The organism is Enterocloster citroniae (assembly GCF_040545455.1).
Taxonomy (GTDB): Bacteria; Bacillota; Clostridia; order Lachnospirales; family Lachnospiraceae; genus Enterocloster; species Enterocloster citroniae.
Genome location: NZ_JBEPLZ010000001.1, coordinates 90,699 through 108,092, shown reverse-complemented (window position 1 = coordinate 108,092; position 17,394 = coordinate 90,699). Strand labels below are relative to the sequence as shown.

General features: G+C 50.0%; 14 protein-coding genes. 12 read left to right on the top strand and 2 right to left on the bottom strand.

What is annotated here, in order from left to right; all coding sequences use genetic code 11:
* The first annotated feature begins 70 nt into the window (after nt 1-70).
* From ABID13_RS00475 to ABID13_RS00425, 11 genes are all read left to right on the top strand, one after another.
* Nucleotides 71-1,318 (top strand): 6-phosphofructokinase, encoded by a 1,248-nt coding sequence (locus ABID13_RS00475; protein WP_007863929.1) that lies wholly within the window; start codon nt 71-73, stop codon nt 1,316-1,318.
* A 91-nt stretch (nt 1,319-1,409) separates the two neighbouring features.
* The gene (locus tag ABID13_RS00470) at nt 1,410-2,213 is read left to right on the top strand and encodes an alpha/beta hydrolase (RefSeq protein ID WP_053095360.1); all 804 of its coding nucleotides are present in this window, start codon (nt 1,410-1,412) and stop codon (nt 2,211-2,213) included.
* A 19-nt stretch (nt 2,214-2,232) separates the two neighbouring features.
* Entirely contained in the window at nt 2,233-2,952 is a 720-nt protein-coding gene (locus ABID13_RS00465; protein ID WP_048930659.1) for a GntR family transcriptional regulator, read from the top strand.
* 44 nt (nt 2,953-2,996) lie between these two features.
* Nucleotides 2,997-3,827, top strand: a complete 831-nt coding sequence (locus tag ABID13_RS00460) for a helix-turn-helix domain-containing protein (RefSeq protein ID WP_048930660.1) — start codon at nt 2,997-2,999, stop codon at nt 3,825-3,827.
* 260 nt (nt 3,828-4,087) lie between these two features.
* Entirely contained in the window at nt 4,088-5,203 is a 1,116-nt protein-coding gene (locus tag ABID13_RS00455; protein ID WP_197092202.1) for a mannonate dehydratase, read from the top strand.
* Nucleotides 5,193-5,966, top strand: a complete 774-nt coding sequence (locus ABID13_RS00450) for an SDR family NAD(P)-dependent oxidoreductase (protein ID WP_045093295.1) — start codon at nt 5,193-5,195, stop codon at nt 5,964-5,966. Before ABID13_RS00455 ends, ABID13_RS00450 begins: the two co-directional genes overlap by 11 nt.
* A 44-nt stretch (nt 5,967-6,010) precedes the next feature.
* Entirely contained in the window at nt 6,011-7,405 is a 1,395-nt protein-coding gene (gene uxaC, locus ABID13_RS00445) for a glucuronate isomerase (RefSeq protein ID WP_048930661.1), read from the top strand.
* 157 nt (nt 7,406-7,562) lie between these two features.
* Complete coding sequence (locus ABID13_RS00440) at nt 7,563-8,618, top strand: C4-dicarboxylate TRAP transporter substrate-binding protein (RefSeq protein WP_007863941.1); 1,056 nt, start codon at nt 7,563-7,565, stop codon at nt 8,616-8,618.
* Nucleotides 8,619-8,642: 24 nt separating this feature from the next.
* On the top strand, nt 8,643-9,119 hold the full coding sequence (locus tag ABID13_RS00435; RefSeq protein WP_007863942.1) for a TRAP transporter small permease: 477 nt from the start codon (nt 8,643-8,645) through the stop codon (nt 9,117-9,119).
* A 17-nt stretch (nt 9,120-9,136) separates the two neighbouring features.
* On the top strand, nt 9,137-10,429 hold the full coding sequence (locus ABID13_RS00430; protein WP_007863943.1) for a TRAP transporter large permease: 1,293 nt from the start codon (nt 9,137-9,139) through the stop codon (nt 10,427-10,429).
* Nucleotides 10,430-10,448: 19 nt separating this feature from the next.
* Nucleotides 10,449-11,078: an SGNH/GDSL hydrolase family protein gene (locus ABID13_RS00425; RefSeq protein ID WP_007863946.1), complete on the top strand. Its 630-nt coding sequence runs from the start codon at nt 10,449-10,451 to the stop codon at nt 11,076-11,078.
* Between the two features lie 102 nt (nt 11,079-11,180).
* Here the strand turns inward: ABID13_RS00425 and ABID13_RS00420 are convergent, their stop codons facing one another.
* Nucleotides 11,181-11,453, bottom strand: a complete 273-nt coding sequence (locus tag ABID13_RS00420; RefSeq protein WP_048930662.1) for a hypothetical protein — start codon at nt 11,451-11,453, stop codon at nt 11,181-11,183.
* A gap of 269 nt (nt 11,454-11,722) precedes the next feature.
* Nucleotides 11,723-13,201, bottom strand: a complete 1,479-nt coding sequence (locus ABID13_RS00415) for a DUF1846 domain-containing protein (protein ID WP_007863947.1) — start codon at nt 13,199-13,201, stop codon at nt 11,723-11,725.
* Nucleotides 13,202-13,473: 272 nt separating this feature from the next.
* Between ABID13_RS00415 and ABID13_RS00410 the strand changes: the two genes are divergently transcribed.
* The gene (locus tag ABID13_RS00410) at nt 13,474-17,250 is read left to right on the top strand and encodes a phosphoribosylformylglycinamidine synthase (protein ID WP_048930663.1); all 3,777 of its coding nucleotides are present in this window, start codon (nt 13,474-13,476) and stop codon (nt 17,248-17,250) included.
* The last annotated feature ends 144 nt before the right edge of the window (nt 17,251-17,394 follow it).

Genomic DNA, 17,394 nt, shown 5'->3' with positions numbered 1-17,394 from the left:
TTCTTTTTTCTTTATATTAAAATATAAGTAGTTTTGTAAGCGCTTACAATTAAATATGGGAGGTATTCTTATGACAGAGGTTAAAGGTAATGTGATCGTAGGGCAGTCCGGAGGACCTACGGCGGTGATCAACTCAAGCCTGGCAGGGGTTTATAAGACGGCTAAAGACAGGGGGGCCAAGAAGGTGTACGGCATGCTTCACGGTATCCAGGGGCTTTTGCAGGAACGGTATGTGGACCTGTCGGAGCACATTAAGACGGACCTGGATATTGAACTGTTAAAGCGGACGCCCTCTGCTTACCTTGGCTCATGCCGCTTCAAGCTCCCCGAGATCTGCGAGGACCGGGAGATCTATGACAGGATATTTGCTATCCTGGACAAGCTGGAGGTGGAGTTTTTCTTTTACATAGGCGGCAACGACTCCATGGATACCATTAAGAAACTGTCAGATTACTCCCTCTTAAACGGCAGCAGGATCCGCTTTATGGGGGTGCCCAAAACCATTGACAATGACCTGGCGGCCACGGACCACACGCCGGGGTACGGAAGTGCGGCAAAGTATATAGGGGCCATAACAAAGGAAGTGATCCGGGACGGACTGGTGTATGACCAGCAGAACGTTACAATCCTGGAGATCATGGGGCGCAATGCCGGCTGGCTGACAGGGGCGGCGGCCCTGGCAAAGTGTGAGGACTGTGAAGGCCCGGATATGATCTTCCTTCCCGAAGTCACCTTTGATGTGGATAGCTTTATGAAAAAGGTGGAGGAGCTTCACAGGCACAAAAAGTCAGTGGTGGTGGCCGTGTCCGAGGGCGTGAAGCTGGCTGACGGCCGTTATGTGTGCGAACTCACGGAGGGGATTGAGTTTGTGGACGCATTTGGCCACAAGCAGCTTACAGGTACGGCCAGATATCTGGCGGAAAAGATCAACCGGGAAGTGGGGTGCAAGACAAGGGCCATTGAGTTTAACTCCCTTCAAAGGTGTGCGTCCCATATTGTGTCCAGGGTGGATATCACGGAGGCGTTCCAGGTTGGAGGCGCCGCGGTAAAGGAAGCCTTTGAGGGGGAGACCGGCAAGATGATCATACTGAAGCGGGTGTCGGATGATCCCTATATCTGCGTGACGGATATCTATGATGTCCACAAGGTAGCCAATGTGGAAAAGAAGGTTCCGCGGGAGTGGATCAACAGGGATGGAGATTACGTGACCGAAGAATTTGTAAACTACATACGCCCCCTGATCCAGGCGGAGCTGACTCCTATTATGACAGACGGACTTCCCAGGCATCTGTATTATACGGATGTGGAAAAGAAATAAGACAAGCAAAGCTCTTTGCAAAATTGGGATACTTGTGGTACAATCAAAAGAGTTGACATGTTAGGATAACATACCAGTAAGGGGAGAGACAATGAGATATTTTGAAATGCAAATTGGCAAGGAAGGTGCACTTATGCGGGGCTATCTCCACGAAAAGTCAGAAAGCTGGCCGCAATTTGACGAGAGGCCCTGTGTGGTGGTATGCCCGGGAGGCGGATATGGATTTTTATCTGACCGCGAGATGGACCCGGTGACACAGGAATGGCTTGCCCAGGGATATCAGGTCTTTTTGCTTCTGTATTCAGTGGCGGATAAAGCGCGGGGATACCAGCCCTTAAAGGAACTTTCTGAATGTGTTGCCACGATCCGCAGGAACGGGGATGTGTGGGGAGTGGACCGGAACCGGCTGGCTGTTCTGGGATTCTCCGCAGGCGCGCATCTGGCTTTGAGCATGGGAACGCTGCGGGACAGAGCACCGATTGCGGAAGATAAGGGATGGAACCGCCCGGACGCCTTGATCCTGTGTTACCCCGTGGTATCTGCCGGGGAGTATGCCCATGAAGGCTCTTTTGAGAATATAACAGGCGAAAAGCGGGGAGAGAGCTGGAAAGAATTCAGCCTGGAGAACTTTGTGAGCGAAGATACGCCGCCCTGTTTTATCTGGCATACCGTGGATGATGCAGTGGTTCCGGTCCAGAATTCCCTGGTTTTGATCAATGCTCTCCAGCAGGCCGGAGTATCCTACGAATGTCATTTGTATCCCACAGGTGCCCATGGGCTGTCCATGTGCACAGAAGAGGTATGCAGGCCCGGTGCAGAAGTGGATCCGCATCCGAGAACATGGTTTTACCTGTGCTGCCAGTGGCTTGGACAGCAGTTTCACTTTGCCAAATAAGATTCGGGGGAATATTGTGATGATGAATGGACAGAGAGCGCCTGTTGTCAAGGACCGCCATACCATGCAGGAGAATATTTACGCGACCCTTCGGGGACAGATCTGCTGGCTGGAGCGGGCTCCAGGGTCGATCATGAGCGCCAGTGAGATTGCGGCATCTATGACGATTTTGATGGAGAGAACAGTGAGCAGGACACCGGTCAGGGAGGCGTTTTTACAACTGGAAAAGGAAGGCCTTGTTTCCATGATGCCCCAATACGGGACAGTGGTGACAAAGATCGACCGGGAAAGGGCAAAGGAAGAACGGCAGCTTCGTTATCTGCTGGAACTGGAGAACATAAACAGCGTTGTGGAACGGGCCACAGAAGATGACTACAGGCAGCTGCGGGAGTTGATCGAACAGCAGGAAAAGATGATCGAGCAGTATTTGAATTTGCAGTATTTTGCCCTGGATGACAAGTTTCACCATGACCAGTTCCTGATCGGAGGCCATCCGCTTTTTCTGGAAATTTTGAAAACCAGGAACAGTCATTATGACCGGATGCGGACAATGACAACCTGGGATATCAATAACGTGAAAAACTCCATCCGCCAGCATGTGGAACTGGTGAATGCCCTTGAAAAGAAAAAGGCAGAGGAAGCCAAACAGATCCTTCAGGATCATTTGTGTAAATTAATGGATGAGGAAGGGGACCTGTTCCGGCAATACCCTGAATATTTTACTGTTCTGCAAAGCTGACCCTTACAGATGGCGCAAAGACGTTACGTTTGGTGGAGGATTACATGGTTGACCACGCTGGAATTTTGATGGAGCAGGGAAAATCAATGGCCTGCGAGAGAGTCTGTGGAGTAAATGACAATATAGAAAAAGCACATTACCACAGTTATTATGAAATCTACTATATGGAAGCAGGGGAACGCCATTTTGTCATTAACAACCAGCCGTATTTTGCCAGACAGGGGGATTTTGTCCTGTTTTCTCCTTATATCATGCATTGTGCATATAGCGGGAAGGACATTGCGTTTAAACGGATCCTGATCTGCTTTCGTGAACATGAAATCAGTTCTGAAGAACTGCGGGAAAAACTGTCCGCAGGCACCGGTATTTATCGCATGGATGCCAAATCCAACAAGAGGATGCATTTTCTCATGGAGATGTTCATGGAGGAGCAGGACAGGGCGGGAGAATACCGGGAAGAATATATGAAATCTATTTTAAATACAATGGTGCTTACCATGCTTGAAAAATCCGTTATGTCAGGTGCTGAAAAGTTAAAGAATACGGATTGTGTTTCTGAAATCATGGATTACATTAATTACCATTACCAGGAGGATCTTACGCTTCAGAAGCTGGCTGACCTGTTGTTTATCTCACCGCCCTATTTGTGTAAGATATTTAAGGAATATGCAAATCAGACAGTGGTGCAGTATATCAATACTACCCGCATACTGAACGCCCAGAGAATGGTGATGGAGACAGAGGATCGGATAACGGAAATAAGCCGATCAGTGGGATTTGTTAATGTGACTCATTTTAACCGGGTATTTAAAAGCATCACCGGCATTACGCCGTCCGTATTCCGTAAGAGAGTCCGAATGAGGGAAAACAAATAAACGGACTTAAATAGTTCGGCTGTTATACTTGGATCTATGCCTGATCCAAGTATGACAGCCGAATTTTTTTTACTGTTTACACAAGTGAGCCATTCATTTCCCGGACCCCCTGAGGATTTTGATATATTTAGGAGAAATGATTAAGATATGTTAAAAATACGCCCCAAGATTATAAAATATGTCTAGTAACCCACCTGAGTAATTGGTACAATTGAAAAACAATCCAGGCAAACGCTTATACTTTATGAAAGGAGCAGGTGATGTCGGAAATAAAACTTGGCTTAGGCCTATACAGACATATGTTAACTGATGAATATTTTGCATTTGCAAAGCAGTGTGGATGTACGCATTTGATCATTCATCTTGCGGACTACTACTCAAAGCAGATCGTGACAGCAACCAATGACAGCACAAACTATGGACTTGCAAAGGGGGGAGAGGATATATGGAGCGCGGAACATATGACAGACCTCCAGAAAATGGCGGGAAGATACGGTCTGTGTATTTACGGAATCGAGAATTTTAGCCCGGCAGACTGGTATGACATACTGTTGGACGGTCCCGGACGGCAGGAGCAGATGGAGGTTTTAAAGCAGATCATCCGAAATGCGGGAAAAGCCGGGATACGCTCCTTTGGCTACAATTTCAGTCTGGCCGGTGTCTGGGGACACCAAAAGCATCCCCATGCCCGGGGCGGAGCAATGGGCACCTGCTTTGACAGTTCCGAAATCAAATATGACGCCCCTATTCCTAAAGGACAGATCTGGAATATGACCTATGCTGAGGGGGATGGCACATGTTTGGAACCGGTGTCCTCATTGCAGCTGTGGGACAGGCTGAAGCGGTTTTTGGAGGAAATCCTTCCCGTGGCTGAGGAAGCCGGGGTGGAGATGGCCCTGCATCCGGATGATCCTCCAATGGATTTGCTGCGCGGCATGCCAAGGCTTGTATTTCAGCCGGAGCTATACCAGAGGGTGATCGACATTTCGCCAAGCAAAAGCAATAAGCTGGAACTTTGCTTGGGCAGTATTCAGGAAATGACCCATGGATCGGTCTATGATGCCATAGAGCAGTACGGCGGTCAGGGAGGGATCAGTTACGTGCATTTTCGGAATGTAAAGGGAAAGGTGCCAAAATATGACGAGGTCTTTGTGGATGAGGGCGATATTGATATGCTGCGAGCGTTAGCTCTGCTGGAAGCCCATAACTTTGACGGGGTGATCATTCCCGACCACACACCTGAAATACTGTGCAGCGCGCCCTGGCACGCGGGAATGGCGTTTGCCCTGGGATATATGCGGTCAGCCCTTCAGATGGCAAGCAAAGGACTGCTTAAAGAAATATTAGAACAGGGGGAGGGATCGTATGAGGGATGAAAGACTTCTTGACGTATTTGGACTGGATGGAAAAACGGCTCTGATCACGGGGGGAGGCACCGGACTGGGGGCTGCCATGGCAAAGGCATTCCTACTGGCAGGAGCAAAGGTAGTAATTACCGGGCGGCGCAGGGAGGTTTTAGACTCCGCCTGCCAAAGTCTGGGGCCGGGGGCCAGTGGTATTGTCTGTGATGTCACCGACACCAGCTGTGCTCCAAAGCTTGCAGAAGACATTGTGAAACAGATGGGCAGCCTGGATATATTGGTCAATAATGCGGGGGTTCACAGTAAAAAGCCCATGGAACAGATTACCCAGGAAGAATTAAAACGTATTATGGATGTGCATGTATTTGGCGCTTATGCGCTGACTCAGGCGGCAGTTCCTTATATGAAAAAGGCAAAGGGCGGTAGCATCATCTTTATCTCTTCCATGTCGGCCTGTATTGGTATGACAAATGTAACTGCATATTCTGCGGCAAAATCAGCGGTGCTGGGGCTTACACGGACAATGGCAGGGGAATTGTCAGGGGAAGGGATCCGGGTTAATGCGATCGTGCCTGGTTTTATTGACACTCCCATGTTTCACCAGGCAGTGGACCTGGATCCTGACAGGCAGGCCAAAATTTTGGGACATACTCCTATGAAGAGGTATGGAACACCGGAGGATATTGGGTGGGCTGCCCTGTATCTTGCTTCAAAGGCATCGGAATTTGTGACAGGCACCACGTTAATGGTGGACGGGGGCTGTTCCATCGGCTTTTGATCAACGCGTTTGGAAATGTATAGGCAGAAGAAGGGGGAAGATAAATGCAGAAATTTATGGATGATACATTTATGCTGTACAATGAAACCGGGAGACGGCTTTACGAAAGCTGCAGGGAAATCCCGATCTTTGATTATCACTGTCATTTGAGTGCAAAGGAAATATACGAAAACAAAAAGCCTTCTAACCTTACAGAGCTTTGGCTGAGCGGAGATCACTATAAGTGGAGGATCATGCGGGCACATGGCATTGAGGAAGAGATGATCACCGGAACCGCGGATGACTATGAAAAATTCCATGCTTATGCCGGAGCGCTGCAGGAGGCGGTGGGCAACCCTCTGTTCCATTGGTCCCATTTGGAACTACAGCGGTATTTTCATATAACGGATGTGCTGACAGAGAAAAACAGCAGGGTAATCTGGGACAAATCAACTAAAGTGATGGAAGCAGAGGATTTTTCCCCCAGGTCATTAATTCTAAGATCCAATGTATATGGTCTTTGTACCACAGAAGATCCCGCCGCTTCCTTGATTTATCACAAAAAGCTGATAGAGGAGGCATTTCCGGTAAAAGTACTTCCGGCGTTCCGGCCGGATCTGGTAATGGAAATGACAAGGGAATCCTGGCGGGATTATATGGTGCGATTGGGACAGGCTGCGGATGTGGAAATTTCAGATCTGGAAACACTGGAGAAAGCGCTTCTGGCGCGTATGGATGTATTTGAAAAAGCAGGATGCGTTGCCTCGGATCATGGGTTTGAACAGTTTCCCTGGAGACCTGAGGGAACAGCAAAGGCGGACCGGATCATAAAAAAGGCTCTGTCAGGAGAGTGCCCTGCAAAAGATGAGATCGATGTGTTCCAGACAGAGCTGCTGATTTGGCTGGCAGAGGAATATTCCAGAAGAGGCTGGGCCATGGAGCTGCATGTGGGATGTATCCGCTCCAGAAATACCAGAATGGTGAAATGCATTGGGGAAGCCACTGGATTTGACTCTGTTGGGGATTTTGGGATTGCCGTGCCGCTGGCTTCCTTTATGGACCACATGGAACAAATGGAAATGCTTCCCAAAATGATCCTCTTTTCGCTTAATAACCGGGATCTGTCAGTGCTGGCAACAATGGCTGGAAATTTTCAGAATGCCGGCATAAGGTCCAAAATTCAGCTGGGCAGTGCATGGTGGTTCCAGGACCACAGGGACGGAATGGAGGAGCAGATGCGTGTGCTGGCAAATACAGGGCTTTTGGGTCATTTTATCGGTATGCTCACTGACAGCCGCAGCTATCTTTCCTATACACGCCATGAATATTTCAGGAGAATCCTCTGTAATCTGGTGGGCAGCTGGGCAGAGAAGGGGGAATTGCCTGACGATCAGGACATGCTTCAAAGAATAATTGCAAACATCTGCTTTTGGAATGCAAAAGAATATTTTGGAGTATAGATATTGACTTAATAGCACAATAAAAAACAAAAAAGGATCATTTATTTAGGAATAGTTAATAACGCTTGACACTAACATGTTAATATGGTATGTTAATGACAGGAGGCAATTAGACCGTGCCACTTTTACTATCTATCATTAAATGGAGGGAAAAAAGATGAAAAGAAGAATTTTGATGACACTTGTATTAACAGGATGCCTGGCTTTGGCGGGCTGCGGGAGTTCTGCAAGCACAACAAGCACAACAACGGCTTCTTCGGAAAAATCAACTCAGGATTCCGGCGCATCCGCCGGGCAGGATGCAAAAAAGGTAACGATCAAATTTGGTAATACAGCCGGAGAGGATGATATCCAGACCATGGCCCTTCGCGAGGTTGCAAAACGTCTTTCAGAGGAAAGCGGCGGACGGATCGAGGCAGAGATCTATCCAAGCTCTTCACTGGGAGATACAGATGACCTGACAGAGCAGGCAATGCAGGGAGCTGCCATCCTGACCGTATCAGATCCCAGCCGTTTGGCATCTTTTGTAAATGATTACGGTATGCTGCAGATGCCGTATATCTTTGATGATTATACCGGACTGGACAAGGTGATGGAAACAGAATTGTATGCACAGTGGGAAAAGGAATTTGCAGACCAGGGCATATGGCTGGTAACCTCCAACTGGTTCAGCGGCACCCGGAACTTCTGCCTTAACAAAGAAGTGAATGTACCCGCAGACCTGAACGGACAGAGGATCCGTACCATTGGTAACGATCTTTGCACAAGCTCAGTCAAAGCCATGGGCGCAGTGCCGACTCCTATGAGCTGGAGTGAGGTTTATACTTCGATTCAGCAGAAAGCACTGGACGGAGCAGAGGTTCAGACCCCTTCCTTTTACGCAACCCGTCTGTGGGAAGTGACAAAGTACATCAATAAGACGGAACATTTCCAGCTGATCGGATCCGTAGTGACAGGCACCAAATTCCGCGACAGTTTAAGTGAGGAGGACAGGGCGCTGATGGAAAAGGTTTTCCGTGAAGTAGGTACGGAATACCAGCAGAAGTGCGTTGAGCTCAGCGAGCAGTATGAGAAAGAGATGGCTGAGAAATACGGTGTGATCATTAACAATAATGTTGATATTGATGCATTTAAGGAAGCATCTGTTCCAGTATATACACAGCTTGGATATGAGGAAGTACGCAGCCAGCTGATGGAACAGATGGGAAAATAATGGAATGATAACGGGGGTGCCGTAATGAAGAAATTCTATCGGTTATTTTGTAGGGGTGAGGAGGTTCTGAGCTGTACGCTGTTTTTTATGATGGTAGTGCTTGTTATGTGCTCAGCCCTTGCCCGATTGGTAAAGCATCCCATATCATGGAGTATTGATGTGGCGCAGCTGCTGCTGGCATGGACCTGCTTTCTTGGGGCGGACGTTGCATTCCGCCGGAATAAACTGGTTGGCCTTGACCTGTTTACACGTAAGCTGCCGGAGAAGGTTCAAAAGGCAGTGACTCTGGTCATCCAGGTGATTATGCTGGGAGCCCTGGTGATCTTTATTGTATATGGCCTCCGCCTTAGTGTAGAAAGCTGGAAGCGGTCATTCCAGACCCTTACGATCAGTTACTCGTTTGTAACCCTCAGCTTGCCGGTATCCTCTGTTTTGATGAGCATAACCGCATTGCTGAAGATCAAAGAGTCTGTCAGCCAGCTGGTGGAAGCAAAGAAATAGAGTTTGGAGGTAGAAGTGTGGGAGTACTATTAATTACCTTTGTTGTCCTGTTAATCATAGGAATGCCGGTTTCTTTTGTGATCGGCCTGGCAGGTCTGGCCTTTTTTGCGGCAACTCCTGATATTCCCTTTTCCATTACAGTACAGAGGATCGTGGCCCAGACACAGTCCTACTCGTTCCTGGCCGTTCCCTTTTTTATCTTTGCAGGCAATCTGATGAATGAGTCGGGAATCACAAAAAGATTGTTGGGGCTGGCTTCTATGCTGACGCGCAGGATGTACGGGGGAATGGCGCAGGTGTCCGTAGTGATGAGTACCTTGATGGGAGGGGTTTCCGGTTCCGCCACAGCGGACGCTGCCATGGAGACCAGGATCTTGGGACCGGAAATGCTTAACCGCGGTTACTCAAAAGGATATATCACAGCGGTTAACTGCATGACCGGATTGATCACAGCTACAATTCCGCCCAGTTTGGGGCTGATCCTGTATGGTTTTATCGGTGAGGTATCCATCGGCCGTCTGTTCTGTGCCGGGATGATACCGGGAGTCCTGATGATGGTGGTGCTGATGGCTACCGTGAACATTACCTGCCGGATGCACGGCTTTGAGAAGCCGAATGCTGAGACACCTAAGCTGACGAAGGATGAGCTGATTACGAATCTCAGGGAATCCATATGGGCCTTGCTGTTCCCGGTCATCTTGATCGTGGGTATCCGTTTTGGCGTGTGCACGCCTTCGGAGGCCGGAGCATTTGCAGTATTTTACGCGATCATTGTAGGTGCGTTTGTATATCATGAGTTTACCTTTGACGGCTTTGTGAATGCGCTGTCCACCTCCATGATCGATACGGCGGCGGTTATGCTGATCGTCACCTTGTCAGGGCCGTTCAGCTATTCGGTAACTTATGTGAATTTGCCCCAGGCATTGTCTACACTTATTTTTGGAATCACGGAAAATCCTCAGCTGCTGCTGATCATTATCCTGGTGTTCCTCTTTGTGATGGGAATGTTCCTGGACAGCAATGTGAATTTCCTGCTGCTGACGCCCATTTTCCTGCCTATGGTGACAAGGCTTGGTGTTGACCCTGTCCATTTTGGCGTGCTGATGGCAACGATCGTAACAATGGGTGTTATGACACCTCCGGTGGGTTCAGCCCTGTATACGGTCTGCGGAATCCTGGAGTGTCCGGTGGAAGAGTATACCAAGGCGGCGATACCGTTCTTTCTGGCGATCATGCTGGAGATGATCGTACTGGTATTCCTGCCTGGAATTGTATTGTTCCTGCCGAATTTGATTTATGGGACCTATTAATGGCTGAGGTAAATGCTGCATGAAAACAATCTTATGCTTTGGCGATTCTAATACATTTGGAACAAATCCCAGCGGTGGGAGATGGCCTAGGGAGATCCGTTGGCCGGGAAGGCTTCAGCAGCTGCTGGGGAATGAGTTTTATGTGATCGAGGAGGGATGCGGCGGCCGCACGACCGTGTGGGAGGACAATCTGGAGCTTTACCGCAACGGACGTTCCTTTCTGCCAGTGGCCCTGGCCACCCACAAACCCCTGGACCTGGTGATCATCATGTTGGGTACAAATGATTTTAAAAGCCGGTTTAGGGTCCTTCCCTGTGATATTGCTGAGGGAATACGCCAGCTGGCTGAGCTTGTACAAAATTATACATATGGTCCTTATTATACGGTCCCCCAGATTTTGCTTGTTTCCCCAATTGTGATTGGGGAGGGGATTGAAAACAGTATCATGACAGGCTTTACCTCTGATGCGGCAGTGCTCAGCAGGAAGCTTGCGCCTCTGGTACAAAAGGCTGCAAAAAGGCAGGATTGTTTTTACCTGAACGCTGCCGAATATGCTGGTCCCAGTGCTGTGGACCAGCTTCATATGGAAAGAGAAGATCATATAAGGCTTGCAGAAGCCATGGCTTCAAAGGTCAGGACCATTTTATGACACATGTAAATGGCCGCGGATAAAAGCATCCCCGCCGGATTCAATGCCTATAGTATTGAAGATTCCGGCGGGGATGCTTTTTTGTGCGCCCATGGGCGCAGGTTATTTGCCCCAGTACAGATCAAAATTCGGATTGTTCTGAACAGAGGAAATACCTGAACTTTCAAGGGCAATGTCAGAGCACAATGTATAGATAGTTGGAAATATGTGGTAGGGACGGTACCCCAGGTAGCACATGTCAAGCATTTCCTTGGGAGAGTGCAAAATGGAATACCGTTCATTGATCTTTGTTAAATCATAATCCCGCTTCAGATTATCCGCCACAATATTGTCGATCAGCAGGTCAATATAATTTTCATCCAGCACTTTATGCATGAACGCACCTCGCCTTCCCCTTAGCTGTTATACCTGATATTAACATATTCAGATCATCCGCATATGTGTTACAAAACAGCAGCGGCATAAGGGACGGTGCTAAAAGCAGTCCTGGTAAGGTCCTAAAAACAATCCTGAAAACGGTTCAGAAAAGGGTTTTGAAAAGGGTTTTGAAACGGGTTCAGAAACGGGTTCAGAAACGGGTTCAGAAAAAGGCTGCCGCATTTACGGTCATTCAACCGTTCAAGCGACAGCCTGGCTTATGTCTGTTAGTGGTACAGCTTTTTATGCTCATATACAGGTTCGGAGGTAAGTTCCACACCCAGCTTTTTAAATACTTTGATATCCACGTCCGACAGCATAACGGAGGTGTGTACCTGGCAGCCGCGCAGCTTGGGCAGCTGGGACAGGGCTTTTCTGGCAGTATCGTCCGTGGCCGCGCTCATGGACAGGGCGATCAGCACCTCGTCTGTGTGGAGCCTGGGATTCTTGCTGCCCATATACTGGATCTTTAAGGTCTGGATGGGCTCTATGGCCGAGGGGGCGATGAGATGCACATCATGGTGGATATTGCCCAGCACCTTGATGGCGTTCAGCAGCAGGGCGGCGGAGGCGCCCAGCAAAGCGCTGGTCTTACCGGTTACCAGCTGTCCGTCCTCCAGTTCCATGGCAGCGGCAGGGGAACCCAACTGCTGTGCCCGCTCCATACAGGGAGCGATCACGCGGCGCATGGCAGTGGTGATCTTTGCCTGGTTCATAAGAAGGTTGATCTTGTATACCTCATCTGAGCTGCCCTCCTCCTTGGCCAGACGGTTCAGGGCATGGTAGTAGCGGCGGATGATCTCCTGGTAGGATGCCTCCCTGCATGCCTCGTCATCTATGATACAGAAGCCGGCCATATTTACACCCATGTCCGTGGGTGACTTGTAAGGGCTGGTACCGTAGATTCCCTCAAATATGGCATTGAGCACAGGGAAAATATCCACATCCCTGTTGTAGTTGACCGTTGTCTTGCCGTAGGCTTCCAGGTGGAAGGGATCGATCATATTCACGTCATTCAGATCAGCGGTGGCAGCTTCGTAGGCCAGGTTTACCGGATGCTTCAGAGGCAGGTTCCAGATGGGGAAGGTTTCAAATTTGGCATACCCGGCCTTGATCCCCCGCTTGTTTTCATGGTACAGCTGGGACAGGCAGGTAGCCATCTTGCCGCTTCCCGGGCCAGGGGCAGTGATGATCACCAGGGGTCTGGTGGTTTCTATATAGTCATTCTTTCCAAATCCGTCATCGCTTACAATGAGGGGGATGTTGCTGGGATAGCCCTCAATGCAGTAGTGGCGGTATACCTTGATGCCCCGGTGCTCCAGCTTTATCTTAAACTGGTCAGCCCCGCCCTGGCCGCTGTACTGGGTGATCACAACACTTCCCACATACAGGCCCTTGTCGCGGAATTCCTGGATCAGACGGAGTACGTCCTCGTCATAGGTGATACCCAGGTCATGGCGCATTTTGTTTTTTTCAATGTCAGCCGCATTGATGACAATGACAATCTCAGCCTGGTCGGCCATCTGGAGAAGCATGCGAAGCTTGCTGTCCGGTTCAAATCCCGGAAGTACCCTGGAAGCGTGATAGTCGTCAAAGAGCTTGCCCCCGAATTCCAGGTACAGCTTATCCCCAAATTCCCCGATGCGCTTCTTGATGTGTTCTGACTGCATGGTCAGATATTTGTCGTTATCAAATCCGATTTTCATTTCCTTTGTAGTCTCCCTGTCCTTGGGCGTTATGAAAACACCCTGATTTAATCGCATACCTTTCAAGTATATCACAACTTGTTCATATGTGCCATAGATAGATTCCCATGATTATCAGTATTATTTATAAGAAGAGGCTGGATAAATAATTAAATATATTAATTTTACTAATCTATAATATTTGTGGTATGATAAGGACAGATAAAAGGGCGTCTGCCCTTTTTGTGCCGCGATAAATAAAAGAGGTCATGAAACAAGCAGGAGGTTGCTAAATGAGCGTAAGGCGAATATTTGTGGAAAAGAAACCGGATTATGCAGTTAAGGCAGGCGAGCTGAGGGAAGAACTGGAAAATTACCTGGGAATCAGCGATTTAAAAAATGTACGCGTTTTGATCCGTTATGATATTGAAAACCTGTCGGAAGAGATATATGAGAAGGCCCTGGTAACCATTTTCTCAGAGCCTCCGGTGGACGAGGTATATGAGGAAACATTTCCAAAGGATCCGGGGGACCTGATCTTCTCCGTGGAATACCTGCCGGGCCAGTTTGACCAGAGGGCGGATTCCGCGGAGCAGTGCGTAAAGCTTTTAAAGGAGGACGAGGAACCGGTCATCAGGTCTGCGGTCACCTATGTGATCACAGCACCTCTTACAAATGACCAGGAAGCCGCTATCAAGAGCTTTTGCATCAACCCGGTGGACAGCCGTGAGGCGGGAGAGGACAAACCAACCACCCTGGTAACTGAGTTTGAGGTGCCGGAGGACATAAAGTATTTTGACGGGTTAGCGGACTTTAAGGAGGAGGAATTAAAAGCCCTTTACGATACGCTGAACCTGGCCATGACATTTAAGGACTTCCTCCACATACAGAACTACTATAAGAATGAAGAACGCAGGGATCCCTCCGTCACGGAGATCCGTGTGCTGGACACCTATTGGTCTGATCACTGCCGCCATACCACATTTTCCACAGAACTTAAGAATGTGAGCTTTACGGATGGGGATTACAGGGAACCCATTGAAAATACCTACAGGCAGTATCTGGCTGACAGGGAAGTGATCTATAAAGGGAGGGATGACAAATACGTCTGCCTCATGGACCTGGCCCTCATGGCCATGAAGAAACTGCGCAGCGAGGGGAAACTGGAGGACATGGAGATCTCTGATGAGATCAATGCCTGCAGCATCGTTGTTCCCGTGGAGATCGATGGAGTCACGGAGGAATGGCTGGTGAACTTTAAAAATGAGACCCACAACCATCCCACGGAGATCGAGCCTTTTGGCGGCGCGGCCACCTGTCTGGGCGGTGCCATCCGTGACCCGCTGTCTGGCCGCACCTATGTGTACCAGGCCATGCGCGTCACAGGAGCTGCAGACCCCACCAGACCGCTGTGCGAAACGCTTAAGGGTAAACTTCCCCAGCGTAAGATCGTCAACAGCGCTGCCCAGGGATATTCCTCCTATGGCAACCAGATCGGTCTGGCCACCGGATATGTAAAGGAGATCTATCATCCGGGCTATGTGGCCAAGAGGATGGAGATCGGTGCGGTGATGGGAGCTGCTCCCAGAAAAGACGTGATCCGTGAAAATTCCGATCCGGGGGATATCATCATCCTGTTAGGCGGCCGCACGGGCCGTGACGGCATCGGCGGGGCCACGGGTTCCTCCAAGGTACATACCACGGCTTCCATTGAGGTGTGCGGCGCTGAGGTGCAGAAAGGAAATGCTCCCACTGAACGGAAGATCCAGAGAATGTTCCGCCGTCCCGAGGTTAGCAGCATTATCAAAAAATGCAATGACTTTGGTGCTGGCGGCGTGTCGGTTGCCATCGGTGAGCTGGCGGCAGGGCTGAAGATCGATCTGGACCGGGTTCCCAAAAAGTATGCCGGCCTGGACGGCACGGAGATCGCCATTTCCGAGTCACAGGAGCGCATGGCTGTTGTGGTGGATCCCGCAGATGTGGAACAGTTCCTGGAGTACGCAGCAGAGGAGAACCTGGAGGCAGTGACCGTGGCAGTGGTGACAGAGGAGCCGCGTCTGGTCATGAGTTGGCGCGGGAAGACCATTGTGGATATCAGCCGCGGGTTCCTGGATACCAATGGCGCCCATCAGGAGGCGGATGTGACACTGGAGGTGCCAAGCCGTGAGGGAAATCCCTTTGAGCGCAGGGAAACAGGGGATGTCAAGGCAAAATGGCTGGAGGTGCTGTCCGGTCTCAATGTGTGTTCACAAAAGGGCCTGGTGGAGCGCTTTGACGGTTCCATTGGAGCCGGTTCCGTATTCATGCCTTACGGCGGAAAATATCAGCTGACAGAGACACAGTCCATGGTGGCCAAGCTTCCTGTGCTGAAGGGCCATACAGATGCCGTGACCATGATGAGTTACGGGTTTGACCCATACCTTTCCAGCTGGAGCCCGTACCATGGGGCCGTATATGCGGTGATGTCATCCGTGGCAAAGATTGTGGCTTCCGGGGGAGATTACAGGAAGATCCGTTTTACCTTCCAGGAATATTTCCGCAGGATGAATGCGGATCCCGCCAGATGGAGCCAGCCCTTTGCAGCCCTTTTAGGCGCTTACAATGCACAGATGGGATTCGGCCTTCCGTCCATTGGCGGAAAGGACAGTATGTCCGGCACCTTTGACACGGAGGATGGAGAGATCAATGTACCGCCCACCCTGGTGTCATTTGCAGTGGATGTGAGCAGCAGCAAGCACATCATCACTCCCGAGTTTAAGAAGCCGGGCAGCAAGATCGTGGAGTTCAGGATCGCAAAAGACCAATATGACCTTCCGGATTATGAACAGGTGATGGAGGGGTACGGAAAACTGTTTGAAGATATAAAGGCGGGCAGGATCATTTCCGCTTATGCGGTGGAAGGAAACGGCCTTGCAGAGGCAGTGAGCAAGATGGCGTTCGGCAATAAGCTGGGTGTGAAGATAGAGCACAGCCTGGATCCAAGGGATTTCTTTGGAGCAGGCTGGGGAAATATTGTGTGCGAGGCAGCGGACGGGAAAGTGGGAGAACTTTCTATATCCTATACGGTGATCGGTGAGGTGACTGAAAGCGGCGTATTGGAGTACGGAAGTACGTCAATTTCCATGGATGAGGCGCTGAAGGCATGGACAGGCACCCTGGAGGATGTGTTCCCAACAGTGACCGGCAAGGCGGAAATGGGTGACAAAGCTGTTATAGAGGAAAAGCTTTACCATACAGATGCGGTGTATATCTGCGACCACAAGATCGGCCGTCCCACCGTGTTCATTCCAGTGTTTCCGGGAACCAACTGTGAGTATGACAGCGCCAAAGCATTTGAGCGGGCGGGGGCAGCGGTGATCACCAAAGTGTTCAGGAACGTAAGCCCTGAGGATATCAGGCAGTCCGTGGATGAATACAGAAAGGCCATGGCCAAGGCGCAGATCGTCATGTTCCCGGGCGGCTTTTCCGCAGGTGACGAGCCGGAAGGCTCAGCCAAATTCTTTGCCACTGTTTTCCGCAATGAGGTGATGAAGGAAGAGATAGAGAAGCTGTTAAATGAGCGGGACGGCCTGATGCTTGGCATCTGCAACGGTTTCCAGGCGCTGATCAAGCTGGGATTGGTTCCGGAGGGAATGATCGTGGAGCAGGGACCGGATTCACCGACCCTTGCCATGAATACGATCGGACGCCATATCTCCAAGATGGTATACACCAAGGTGGTGACCGACAAGTCCCCATGGCTGGCCGGCGCCCGGCTGGGCGGCGTGTACTGCAATCCTGCATCCCACGGCGAAGGCAGGTTTGTGGCAAATGATGCATGGCTTCACAGGCTGATCGCCAACGGACAGGTGGCCACCCAGTATGTGGACGACAAGGGCAATGTGACCATGGACGAGTATTGGAACCCCAACGGCTCCTATATGGCCATAGAAGGCATCACCAGCCCTGACGGGCGTATCCTGGGCAAGATGGCCCACTCCGAGAGACGGGGAGAGGCAGTTGCCATGAACATTTACGGAGAGCAGGATATGAAGATATTTGAAAGCGGAGTTCAATATTTCCAGCTGTAAACAAGTACCCTGTGAAAAAAGCACAAAAAAGCAGGCTGTGTTTTCCTGCCGGTTCCCTCAATGGGACCGGCGGGATATTCATGGCCTGCTTTTGCTGGGCTGATTGGTAAACATCGGACCAATGGCAAGGCCCGGACCGGCCTT

Excerpts from the sequence above, each read along its gene's own strand:
- ABID13_RS00435 (WP_007863942.1), top strand. The coding sequence starts at position 8,643 with ATGAAGAAATTCTATCGGTTATTTTGTAGGGGTGAGGAGGTTCTGAGC.
- ABID13_RS00470 (WP_053095360.1), top strand. The coding sequence starts at position 1,410 with ATGAGATATTTTGAAATGCAAATTGGCAAGGAAGGTGCACTTATGCGG.
- ABID13_RS00465 (WP_048930659.1), top strand. The coding sequence starts at position 2,233 with ATGATGAATGGACAGAGAGCGCCTGTTGTCAAGGACCGCCATACCATG.
- ABID13_RS00410 (WP_048930663.1), top strand. The coding sequence starts at position 13,474 with ATGAGCGTAAGGCGAATATTTGTGGAAAAGAAACCGGATTATGCAGTT.
- ABID13_RS00475 (WP_007863929.1), top strand. The coding sequence starts at position 71 with ATGACAGAGGTTAAAGGTAATGTGATCGTAGGGCAGTCCGGAGGACCT.
- ABID13_RS00455 (WP_197092202.1), top strand. The coding sequence starts at position 4,088 with ATGTCGGAAATAAAACTTGGCTTAGGCCTATACAGACATATGTTAACT.
- ABID13_RS00460 (WP_048930660.1), top strand. The coding sequence starts at position 2,997 with ATGGTTGACCACGCTGGAATTTTGATGGAGCAGGGAAAATCAATGGCC.
- ABID13_RS00440 (WP_007863941.1), top strand. The coding sequence starts at position 7,563 with ATGAAAAGAAGAATTTTGATGACACTTGTATTAACAGGATGCCTGGCT.
- ABID13_RS00415 (WP_007863947.1), bottom strand. The coding sequence starts at position 13,201 with ATGAAAATCGGATTTGATAACGACAAATATCTGACCATGCAGTCAGAA.
- ABID13_RS00420 (WP_048930662.1), bottom strand. The coding sequence starts at position 11,453 with ATGCATAAAGTGCTGGATGAAAATTATATTGACCTGCTGATCGACAAT.
- ABID13_RS00450 (WP_045093295.1), top strand. The coding sequence starts at position 5,193 with ATGAGGGATGAAAGACTTCTTGACGTATTTGGACTGGATGGAAAAACG.
- ABID13_RS00425 (WP_007863946.1), top strand. The coding sequence starts at position 10,449 with ATGAAAACAATCTTATGCTTTGGCGATTCTAATACATTTGGAACAAAT.
- uxaC (WP_048930661.1), top strand. The coding sequence starts at position 6,011 with ATGCAGAAATTTATGGATGATACATTTATGCTGTACAATGAAACCGGG.